Annotated in this window: 10 protein-coding genes; 5 read left to right on the top strand and 5 right to left on the bottom strand. The window is 39.9% G+C overall.

The genetic code is table 11. From position 1 onward, the window contains the following. Window positions 1-234 precede the first annotated feature (234 nt). Window positions 235-1,152: a diacylglycerol/lipid kinase family protein gene (locus GWD08_RS08190; protein WP_159565177.1), complete on the top strand. Its 918-nt coding sequence runs from the start codon at window positions 235-237 to the stop codon at window positions 1,150-1,152. 85 nt (window positions 1,153-1,237) lie between these two features. Here the strand turns inward: GWD08_RS08190 and GWD08_RS08185 are convergent, their stop codons facing one another. Both GWD08_RS08185 and GWD08_RS08180 read right to left on the bottom strand, forming a co-directional pair. Next, on the bottom strand, window positions 1,238-1,483 hold the full coding sequence (locus GWD08_RS08185) for a hypothetical protein (protein ID WP_159543931.1): 246 nt from the start codon (window positions 1,481-1,483) through the stop codon (window positions 1,238-1,240). Between the two features lie 184 nt (window positions 1,484-1,667). Continuing rightward, the gene (locus GWD08_RS08180) at window positions 1,668-3,212 is read right to left on the bottom strand and encodes an ABC-F family ATP-binding cassette domain-containing protein (RefSeq protein ID WP_159565173.1); all 1,545 of its coding nucleotides are present in this window, start codon (window positions 3,210-3,212) and stop codon (window positions 1,668-1,670) included. A 163-nt stretch (window positions 3,213-3,375) separates the two neighbouring features. On the opposite strand from GWD08_RS08180, the gene GWD08_RS08175 reads away from it, so the two are divergent. Beyond that, window positions 3,376-4,662: an aminotransferase-like domain-containing protein gene (locus GWD08_RS08175; RefSeq protein ID WP_159565171.1), complete on the top strand. Its 1,287-nt coding sequence runs from the start codon at window positions 3,376-3,378 to the stop codon at window positions 4,660-4,662. Between the two features lie 24 nt (window positions 4,663-4,686). Here GWD08_RS08175 and GWD08_RS08170 read toward each other — a convergent pair whose 3' ends face one another. The 3 genes from GWD08_RS08170 to GWD08_RS08160 form a co-directional block, all read right to left on the bottom strand. Beyond that, entirely contained in the window at window positions 4,687-5,025 is a 339-nt protein-coding gene (locus GWD08_RS08170; protein WP_159543943.1) for an ATP cone domain-containing protein, read from the bottom strand. Between the two features lie 435 nt (window positions 5,026-5,460). Next, on the bottom strand, window positions 5,461-6,978 hold the full coding sequence (cls, locus tag GWD08_RS08165) for a cardiolipin synthase (protein ID WP_408022828.1): 1,518 nt from the start codon (window positions 6,976-6,978) through the stop codon (window positions 5,461-5,463). Between the two features lie 187 nt (window positions 6,979-7,165). After that, on the bottom strand, window positions 7,166-8,836 hold the full coding sequence (locus tag GWD08_RS08160) for a formate--tetrahydrofolate ligase (RefSeq protein WP_159565169.1): 1,671 nt from the start codon (window positions 8,834-8,836) through the stop codon (window positions 7,166-7,168). Between the two features lie 411 nt (window positions 8,837-9,247). Here GWD08_RS08160 and GWD08_RS08155 point away from each other — a divergent pair, with 411 nt between their 5' ends. The 3 genes from GWD08_RS08155 to GWD08_RS08145 are packed head-to-tail and all read left to right on the top strand — an operon-like array spanning window position 9,248 to window position 11,068. Continuing rightward, window positions 9,248-9,934, top strand: a complete 687-nt coding sequence (locus GWD08_RS08155; RefSeq protein WP_159565167.1) for a phosphopantothenate--cysteine ligase — start codon at window positions 9,248-9,250, stop codon at window positions 9,932-9,934. Continuing rightward, window positions 9,927-10,469, top strand: coding sequence for a phosphopantothenoylcysteine decarboxylase (coaC, locus tag GWD08_RS08150; protein ID WP_159565165.1), 543 nt, complete (start codon window positions 9,927-9,929; stop codon window positions 10,467-10,469). Before GWD08_RS08155 ends, coaC begins: the two co-directional genes overlap by 8 nt. A gap of 26 nt (window positions 10,470-10,495) precedes the next feature. After that, complete coding sequence (locus GWD08_RS08145) at window positions 10,496-11,068, top strand: ECF transporter S component (RefSeq protein ID WP_159565163.1); 573 nt, start codon at window positions 10,496-10,498, stop codon at window positions 11,066-11,068. Window positions 11,069-11,319: the final 251 nt, after the last annotated feature.

Raw genomic sequence — 11,319 nt, 5'->3', positions numbered from 1 at the left:
AAGATATTCAAAAGTTAGGGAAAAACTGCATACACAACACGATTTACAACTTAAAAAAGCTTCAATAACGTTGATTTGACAGCGTTTATAGAGATTTTTTTATTTTTTAACTGATAAACTCGGGAGAATCAGCGCTCACTCGTCGAACAATTTAGTTCAGATTTCTTCAATGATTTTTAAGGCAATTTTTAGTTTTAATGCTATAATAAAGAAGCTATGGAAAATGCTTATAAAATCAAAACAGTACATCTGTTTTATAACCCCAAATCTGGCAAAAAACAAACAGATTTAGTTGATTTAATCCAAGAGAAACTTATTGATAAAGGCATCGCTGCCCAAGACATTTCAGTGATAAAACCAGCCACTCCTAAGGAATGCTTTGCATTAGCCAAAAAAGCCTCGCAAGAGCAGGTTGATTTAATCATTCCCTTAGGTGGTGATGGTACCTTAAACAAAGTTATCGGTGGAGCCTATGAAGGTGGTAATAACAGTCTTATTGGCCTAGTCCCCTCAGGTTCAGTCAATAATTTTGCCAAGGCCCTTGGCATTCCATTAGAACTAGAGGCAGCGATTGATGTGATTTTCAATGGTCACGTTAAACCAATCGATATCTGTAAAGCCAATAACCATTATATGATTAGTAGTTTAACCTTGGGTTTACTGGCAGATATTGCAGCCAATGTCACTTCTGAAGAAAAACGGAAATTTGGTCCTTTGGTATTTCTTAAGGATAGCTGGCGCATTTTACGCCGCAATCGTACCTATACTATTGGTTTAAAGCACGACGATTCCATATCCGTGATTAAAACCAAGTTTTTATTGATTACCATGACCAATACGATTGCTGGGTTTCCTTCTTTTTCTCCAGATGCCTTAGTTGATGATGGCTATATGCAGGTTTATACGATGAAAAAACTCCATTTCTGGAAATTTTTATGCCATATCCATGAATTTAAACAAGGTGACTTTTCTCAAGCAGAAGAAATCGTTCATTTTAAAACCAAGTCCCTTGAATTAAATGCTGTCAAACCAGGACGATCCGCAAATCCACGCACACGTATTGACGGGGATAAGTGTGATCTTCTGCCAGTTTCTTTGGAGGTTATTCGCCAAGCTATTTCGATTATTGTACCAAAAGAAAACCTTACCTAGAAACGATCTAGGTAAGGTTTTTGTCTTATCATCTTGGGAGTTATTTCTATTGTCTTATCTAAGAATAACTTTTTTACTAAGAAAATTAGCGCATTTTTTTATCGTTTAAAATTTTTTTACTTAGTTTATAGACCGGTACCAATAATAAGCCCAATTGAACAATATCCGTTAATTTGACTTTACTATGAGATGTTTGATGTTTGGGATGTTTTTTCATAGGGGCCTCCTTCTTAAGTGACGTTGTTAGCTCAGATGAACGTTCCTTCATCTCTTCTTTGAGTCGATCTAACTCGCTGGTTAATTCATTGAGTTTTTGTTTTATATCGCTCATACCAAAGCACTTCCTCTCGTTTGTCCGCAATAGCTAAGCTGAGATGATTCTCAACCTTTCTAAAGTGACAACACATTATTTAGTTTGTATAGTCATTATATAATGAATGGCCATTTTAGTCAAAGAAAAAGCATTCTAAAAACAAAAAACCTAAAGCCGCTGGCTGTTAGGTTGCATCATAACACTAGGTTAGCTGGTTAAAATCCCAAATATCTGTTACCCAGCCGCTATAAAATTCTGGTTCATGACAAACCATGAGTAATGATCCTTTAAAAGCCTGTAAAGCTCGTTGTAACTCTGCTTTAGCATCAGCATCCAAATGGTTGGTCGGCTCATCTAGGACAAGGACGTTATGTTCACTATTCATTAGTAGGCACAGTCGCACCTTAGCCTGCTCACCTCCGGATAAAACCTGGATTTGACTTTCAATATGTTTGGAGGTTAAGCCGCATTTTGCTAAAGCAGCGCGAACTTCTGCTTGGTTTAAGGCAGGAAAGGCATCCCAGACTGCTTCTAGGGGCGTTTGTTTATTGCCTGAAGCAACTTCTTGTTCAAAGTAGCCAATTTCCAAAAATTCACCTGTGACAACCTGGCCACTAAGCGGCTGAATCAAACCTAGTAAACTTTTTAACAAAGTAGATTTTCCAATACCGTTTGCACCCGTAATAGCAATTTTCTGATGACGTTCAAAAACCAAGTTTAAGGGCTGACGTGTCAATGGGCGATCGTAACCAATCATCAGTTCTTGTGTTTGAAAGATAAACCGGCTGGGTGTCCGGCCTTCCTTAAAGGCAAAGCTTGGTTTTGGTTTTTCGGTTTGCAATTCAATCTTTTCCATTTTATCAAGCTTCTTCTGGCGCGACATGGCCATGTTCCTGGTAGCCACCCGCGCCTTATTGCGGTTCACAAAATCTTGTAAATTAGCAATTTCTTTTTGTTGCCGCTCATAAGCCGCTTCAAGTTGTGCCTTTTTCATCGCATGGACAGACTCAAAATGATGATAATCGCCGACATAGCGCACCAAATCTAAATTTTCCACGTGATAGACAATATTAATGACATCGTTTAAAAATGGAATATCGTGAGAAATTAAGACAAAGGCATTTTCATAATTTTGCAAATAGCGTTTAAGCCATTCAATATGTTCAGCGTCCAAGTAGTTGGTCGGTTCGTCTAATAATAAAATATCAGGCTTTGCTAATAAGAGCTTTGCAAGAAGTACCTTCGTTCTTTGCCCACCAGATAAGGTGGTGACATCACTATCCATGCCAAAATCCATAACACCAAGCGCTCTGGCCACCTCATCAATTTTGGCATCAAGCGTGTAGAAATCGCGTGTCTCTAAGCGGTCCTGTAATTCACCGACTTCTTCCATCAGAGCATCCATATCTGCCCCATCTTCTGCCATGGCTAGATAAATGTCATTAATGCGGCCTTCAGTATCAAACAAGTCATCAAAGGCGGTGCGTAAAACATCACGCACGGTTTGGCCCGGCTCTAGAACAGTATGTTGATCTAAATAGCCTGAAGTGACATACTTGGACCATTCTATCTTTCCTTCATCAGGTTGCAAGTGTCCAGTAACAATACTCATAAAGGTCGACTTACCTTCACCATTTGCACCAACTAAGCCGATGTGCTCTCCTTTTAAGAGTCGAAAGGACACATCTTCAAAAATAGCCCGATCACCAAAACCATGACTCAACTGCTTGACTTCTAAAATACTCATCCTATTTTCCTTTTCTTGTCATCAAAAAAGACGCTCTTGGAGCGCAATTTATTGCTATTATGTCAAAAACCACCTTATTTGTCAATGACCCAAAGCTATGCAACTTGCAAAGACACTCCTGCTTGGTTACAATAGAAACATTAAATCGGTAAGGGATCAAGTCATGACGAAATATCAAGCAATCTTAACAGACATCACCACAGCCATTCAAAAGGGGGTCTATCAAACAGGACAGCGACTCCCCTCAATCCGCCAACTTAGCCATGAGTATCACTGTAGTAAAGATACTGTCCAACGTGCCCTTTTATCATTAATTCATGCTAACCTTATCTATGCAGTGCCCAAAAGTGGTTACTATGTGTTTGGTGATGCCAGTCAAACACCAGATAAAGCCATCCAACAGATAGCAGACTACCATCACAAAGCCTATCAGGACTTCCAGCGCTGTCTCACTGAGAGCTTTGATAAAGATGAGCATCTGGCTCTAAACGATTATCCCAATCAAGCAGGCCTCCCCGAGCTCATTGACAGTCTCCTTCCTATTTTACAAGCCAAAAATGTCTATACTAAATCTGATACGATTCTCATCACCTCAGGATCGCAACAAGCCCTATATCTTCTATCTCAGGTTAAGTTTCCCAACCAAGGGAGTCACATATTGATAGACAAACCCAGCTACGCAGGGATGATTAATTTGCTTAAAGAACTTAATCTTGCGTTTGAAACGATTGAGCGTGAAGATCAGCATTATGATTTTGATGCACTAGAAAAACTATTTCAGCAGGGCCATATTAAATATTATTATACGGTTCCTCATTTTTCCAATCCTTTGGGGCTTAGTTACACAGAAGCTGAAAAAAAGCGACTTGTTGCCTTAGCTGAACAATATGATGTTTACCTGCTAGAAGATGATTATTTGGGGGAGTTTACCAGCTCGGGCTCCTTGCCTTTACACTATTATGACACCGCTCAACACGTCATCTACCTCCAGTCTTTTTCCATGACTCTATTTCCTGCCCTACGCCTAGCAGCCTTGGTGTTACCAGATAAACTCATGAAAGCTGTTCTCAATTACAAAAAAGTGATGGACTTAGGAACAAATAGCATGATTCAAAAAGCGCTAGCGCTCTATCTCTCAAATGGGATGTTTACAAGGAACAATCTGTCATTAAAACATTACCTAGCTGAGCGGCAGCAATTCATTAGCCAAAGTCTGACACAATTACCACCGCAAGTCTCTTATCACCTGACCCCACGACAACTCATACTTAGGCAAGCTTTATCAACAAGAGCCTACTTTTTAGAGGTAGAGCTAGCAGCTATTTCAACTAAACTCACAACGCGATATGCTAACTACTATTCCTTTGCTTTACAGGATTTGAACCTAGAGCAGTTGTTAGAAATACTACAAAAAAATAAGCTAAGCTGGTCCCATCATAAGAAGTGGTAACAGCTTAGCTCTTTTAGATTAGCCTTATTTAATTTGTTCAAACCGAAGGTGCACGATAATGCTATCAGCATAGCCGTTTCGCTCTAAATCACGTTGTAGACGATAAGAAATATAATGCTCAGCAATGTTAATATAACCAGCATCCATCAAACGATTCTCTACTAGAGATTGAATCATATTAATGGTGGGTTTTTCTACTTGAGCTTCTTCGAGGTCAATAACAACTTTCTTAGTAACATTGGTTAAATTTTGACGCCAGGTATCATCAATAACATAAACAGTCTGGGCAGCTTTAAGGATTGCTTGGTAAATTTTATTAGGGTCAAAGTCAACGACTTGGCCATCACGTTTAATAATTTGCATCTTTTGCCCTCTTTTCATTGTTTTCAACTTACTTCCATTATCCTTATCTTAAGAAGATTTGTCAAGTTTTCTTATTTACTCTCTCCTTTAGAGAAGCCAGCCAAAAACACAGCTTAGACCATTGGCAAATGTAATGGAAAGTCACTCCCCTTCTACGCAGTTAGTAACAAAGAGAAGTTTTTATGGATGCTGAATCACTCTAGATTCTCAAGTCATCTGAACAGCTTGGTTAGACCTGCCTAAGTCTATAATACCGCAAAATTAAAAGCCCCTGCACAACACAAGGGCTTAGGGCACTTCATAAGAAGTGTGATAAAATGGTTCACACAATTTATCAAAGTCGGCTTCCTGCCTTAATGACTTCCCTGCGCAAAAATGGTTACTAACCATAATCGACTCATCGCATGTTCTTATTATACCTCAAGTTCCCAGACTTTACAAGAGTGGGGCAATCGTTTTTACTAATAAACCAATTAATTTTTGGTATAAAGGTCGGTTTTGCACTTCTTCAGGGGTCACTTTTTGGCATTTGGCTTGGGTATCAAGAAAGGCCTGATAAATATCTGAAATGGTAGACGAGCGGTAAAGATAGGTTGCACATTCAAAATGGTGATAAAGACTACGATAATCCAGATTGATCGAGCCGACAACAGCCTTCACATCATCACTGACAAATACTTTAGCATGAACAAAACCTGGCTTATATTCATAAATGGTAACGCCTGAAGACATTAAGGATTTATAGTAGGTTTTGGCCAGGTAGTAAGCAATCTTTTTATCAGCAATCCCTGGCATAATAATCCGAACGTCTACCCCACGCTCAGAAGCAAATCGAATCGCGTGTTCTAGTTCACCATCTAAAATCAGATAAGGGGTCATAATATAGACATAATCTTTGGCGTGATTGAGAATATCAATGTAGACATTCTCCCCTACCTTATCAGTATCTAAGGGAGAATCGCCATAAGGAATGACATAACCATCGGTTGGCTGAGGGGGAAAATGGTTGCCCAAATACGGCTCGATAATCATTTCTTTTTCCGTAATTGACCACATTTGCAAAAAGAGCACCAAAAAGCTATCAACAGCTTGCCCTTCTAGCATGATGGCCGTATCAACCCAATGACCAAAGCGATCAATTTCATTGATGTATTCGTCTGCCAAATTAACCCCACCAGTAAAGGCAATTTCCCCATCAATCACCACGATTTTCCGATGATCTCGATAGTTATAGTAGGTGGAAATAAAAGGTGAAATAGGCAAAAAAGATTTAGCCATTATTCCTAAATGTCGTAAACGTTTGGCATAATCCGTAGATAGGCGTGATAACTCATTCATTCCATCATAGAGCACCCGAACTTCTACTCCTTCTTTGACCTTACGCTCAAGGATGTTTAGAACTTCCCCCCACATGCGGCCTTCGCCAATGATAAAAAATTCAATGAAAATATAGTTCTCAGCAGCCAGTAATTTTTCTTTGAAAACTTTAAAAAAGCTTTCGCCGCTGGGGAAAAAGGTGGTTTTTGTATTACCATATACCGGAAAGATTGCTCGAGTGTGTTGTAAGTATTGCACCAGATGATAAGTGGTTGACGTGCTATCTTTTACTTCTTTAATCACTTGTTCATCATTTTGCAAATAAGGCTGGCTGGCTTCTACTAACTGATTGATCCGTCTTTTTAACCCTCGATAGCCCCAGTCTAATTTAGTATAAATAAATAAGAGAGCTCCTAGCAAGGGGGCGACCATCACCAAAATCAACCATGTCCCTCGAGACGTTGCATCCATTTCACTATTAACCAAATAAAGCACAATAGCGACCGCAAAAAAGGCTTCAAAAATGGTCAGAATATAGCGATACTGTTCTAGCCAAATATAGGACTCGACAATAAAAAATAATTGGATCAAGAAGAATAAAATGATAACGGTTGCCCGACTAAAAATCCCTCTCAAAACACCACTTTTGCTCTTATGGAGCAGATGCCTCACTTTAATTTTATTTTTAATTTTCTTGGCCTCCAGACTATTATAAACCACTCCATTATACCATAAAATCACCCTTTATTGGCTAAAAGCGATTGTCGTATTTACCTTACAAAAAGCAAGATAGGCAGTTACTATCTGCCTATCATTGCGCCATTTAAAACAGCCCTACTGCTACACCTTGCTCAGTCACATCCATATCTAAGGCTGCTGGTCGCTTAGGCAAGCCAGGCATGGTCATCACATCGCCAGTTAATGCAACCAGAAAACCAGCACCTGTTTTGGGAACGAATTCACGAATCGTGACCTCAAAATCAGTTGGAGCACCGAGTAAGCTTGGATTATCGGAAAAACTATATTGCGTTTTGGCCATACATACTGGTAAGTGATCCCAACCAAAGGCTTGAAATTGCTTGAGTTGCTGCTTGGCTTTAGCGGATAATTGATAATTGCTACCGCCATAAATGCGGCTAACAATGGCGGCAATTTTTTCCTCAATGGACTGAGTGTCTTGGTAGAGACGCTTATAATGAGCTTGGTGCTGCTCGATCACATCAACCACTGTTTGTGCTAGCTCTAGTCCGCCTTCTGCACCATTGGCCCACACACTGGCGAGCTCGACAGGTACGTCAATAGCTTGACAGAGTTCTTTGAGGGTGGCAATTTCCGCTTGAGTATCAGCTGCAAATTCATTAATGGCAACCACAACTGGGACACCATATTGCCGCATATTTGCCACATGTCGTTCCAAATTAGCAAATCCTCGCTTAAGTGCTTGGCAATCCTCCATTGCTAAATCTGCCTTGGCCAGACCGCCATGCATCTTAAGAGCACGAATCGTTGCAACAATGACAATTGCATCTGGAGCTTTAGGTAATTGTGGCACCTTAATATCTAAGAATTTTTCTGCTCCCAAGTCAGCACCAAAACCAGCTTCTGTAACCGTATAATCAGCTAAGCCAAGTGCAGTTGACGTTGCTAATACAGAATTACAGCCATGAGCGATATTAGCAAACGGTCCACCATGCACAAAGGCTGGTGTTCCCGAGATAGTTTGCACAAGGTTGGGTTTAAGAGCATCTTTTAAAAGCAAGGCTAAGGCGCCTTCGACCTTGAGGTCACGTACATAGAGCGGCTGACGGTTCATATCATAAGCAAAGACAATTGAGGCTAGTCTTTCTTTTAAATCAGCCAGATCTCTTGCTAAACAAAGAATCGCCATAATTTCAGAGGCTACTGTAATATCAAAACCATCCTCACGTGGAACGCCATTTAAGGGGCCACCTAACCCCACCGTAACATGGCGTAAAGCCCGATCATTTAGATCAAGGACGCGTTTCCAAATGATCCGCCGAGGATCAATCTGTAAGTCATTTCCTTGTTGTAAGTGGTTGTCAATTAAAGCCGCAAGGGCATTATTTGCCGTGGTAATGGCATGCATATCACCGGTGAAATGTAAATTAATGTCTTCCATAGGTAAAACTTGTGCATGGCCGCCACCAGCTGCTCCGCCTTTGATTCCCATAACAGGACCCAGCGAAGGTTCACGTAAAGCAAGCATTGTTTTTTGGCCCAGTTGGTTTAAAGCATCTGCTAGACCAATACTCATGGTTGATTTGCCTTCTCCAGCCGGTGTGGGATTGATTGCAGTAACCAAAATCAAGTTTCCTTTGGTATTTGCCTCCACCGCTTTTATCTTTTCAAAGCTAAGTTTTGCTTTATACTTACCATAAAAATCAAGGTCATCCTCACTAATGCCAAATGGGGCAACGATTTCTTTAATGGGTTTTAGGGTAACATTTTGAGCAATTTCGATATCTGATTTCATGTCTACTCCTTTTTGATAGATTGGTAATAGTATATCACATTTCGCTAAACACATATATTATTTTAATTTTTGAACCAATTATCCGTTTTTTCATTACTAAAAAAGAGGTCCTGACCACTAAACATAAGCTGAATGAGGACTCTTTCACTAACTGATTAATTAATCCATCTATTTTTAAGGAGCATCAATACAGATTTTCAATAAAAATAGGACTTCTTCTCCTTTTTAGAATAAAGCTGTTTTTGACACAGCACGTCTTATTCTGTCTTGATTGAAATCCTGCTCAACAACCAGCTAGTCAATTATAAAATACCATGTTTTTTGTTCGATTTTAAAGCTTGAAAAAGGAGTAACTACTATGTTTTTTAGCAATTCATTTACTAATAGTGAGATTTTGTGTAGAATGGGAGTATGAAAATACTAATCACCTCAGGTGGCACCTCTGAGGCTATTGACTCTGTTCGCAGCATTACCAACCACGCTAGCGGACGCTTGGGAGCGTTAATTGCTGAGCGTTTCTTAGCGAAGGGACACGAGGTGACACTTGTAACCACAACGCGTGCCTATAAACCACAAGGCCATGACCATTTACACATTATTTTAGTAACTGATGTAGCCTCTTTGCAGGCGCAATTAGAACCTCTTGTAAAAACACATGATGTCCTGATTCACAGTATGGCTGTTTCTGACTATAGTCCTATTTATATGACAGACCTAGAAGACGTTAAAAAACACAGGCAGCTTGATGAGTTATTGCACCACTCTAACTCAGAGGCCAAAATTTCTTCATCAGCCGATTATCAGGTTTTATTTCTAAAAAGAACACCAAAAATTATTTCCTTGGTAAAGTCTTGGAATCCCAAAATCCTGCTGGTTGGGTTTAAATTATTAGTGAATGTTCCTCAAGAAGAGCTGATTACCGTTGCTCGTCACAGCTTAACTAAGAACCATGCCGATTATATTGTAGCTAATGACCTTAGGGATATTACAGACGACCAACATCTGGCCTATCTTGTTGACCAGTCAGCGATTTATCCAGCTAAAACCAAGCAAGAATTAGCTAATCTTATTTATCAAAAGGTAATCACTCATGACTAAACACATTACTTTAGCTGTTACAGGCAGCATTTCAGCCTATAAGGCAGCTGATTTAACCAGTCAGCTAACCAAACTAGGCTATCAAGTCACTGTATTAATGACTGAAGCGGCACAAGCTTTTATTACTCCCTTGACCCTTCAAGTTCTATCAAAGCATGAGGTCCATACCGATATCATGCATGAACCAGATGTTACCAAAGTTAATCATATTGAACTAGCTAAGTCAACTGACTTATTCCTGGTGGCACCTGCTTCTGCCAATACCCTGGCTCGTTTAGCTTATGGCTTTGCTGATTCTATTGTGACGGCTGTGGCCCTAGCCCTACCCGCCCAAACACCAAGATTACTAGCGCCAGCGATGAACACCCAAATGTACCAAAACCCTTTGACTCAGGCAAATTGCGAGCGCTTAACTAACTTTGGTTACCAAATCATTGCCCCTAAGGAAAGCCTTTTGGCCTGTGGTGATTATGGCAAGGGTGCTCTTGCTGATCTTTCAGACATCGTTACTGCTGTTCAAGCACACTTTATCTAATCTTATTATTAATTTGGGAGTTATCCATGAATCAACAACATAAGTCATCTCAAGTAGCTATTGTTGCTATCTTCTTTGCTGTTATGCTCTTAATTCATTTTCTGAGCTCTTTTGTCTTCATGCTCTGGCCTGTTCCGATTAAGCCAACTTTGGTGCATATTCCAGTTATCATTGCTTCGATTGTCTACGGACCACGTATTGGTGCTACCTTAGGTGGTTTAATGGGAGCTATTAGCGTTATTAACAGTACAATTGTGCTACTACCAACTAGCTACCTCTTTTCACCTTTTGTTGAGCATGGGAACATTTATTCATTGGTTATTGCCATTGTGCCTCGCGTTTTGATTGGTATTTTGCCTTACTACACCTACAAGCTCTTTTCCCTACGCTTTGGCGCCATGCTTTCTGGTATTGTCGGATCGTTAACTAACACCGTTTTTGTCCTATCTGGTATCTTTATTTTCTTTGGTTCAGTCTTTAATGGCAGTATCAAGGCCTTATTAACGGCGATTATTTCCACAAATGCATTGGCTGAGGTCATTATCTCAGCAATCATCGCCCAAATATTGGTCCCTCGTTTGCTAACTTTTAAGCAATAGCTTTTGGACTGTGATTATCACTTACTGGTTGTAAAAGTGCTCAGATTACTTTTACAACCTTTTTTGTTTCCAATAAGCTTGAAGTATGATTTTCAACATCATGAAAAAGACTGCAAACCAATCTAAAATGTACCTTTGTCAATGATGTGAGACCAAAACAGGGATTGAAAGAAACTGAATATGCTATTCTCTAGAAGGAGCTAGCTGCTTCTAGTTTTTTTCTTGTTTCGATGGGTGAGAGCCAGTCAAGG

It is taken from the genome of Streptococcus halichoeri (genome assembly GCF_009870755.1).
Taxonomy (GTDB): domain Bacteria; phylum Bacillota; class Bacilli; order Lactobacillales; family Streptococcaceae; genus Streptococcus; species Streptococcus halichoeri.
Note: the sequence above shows the minus strand (reverse complement) of the source record. Positions and strands in the feature narration are given on the sequence as shown.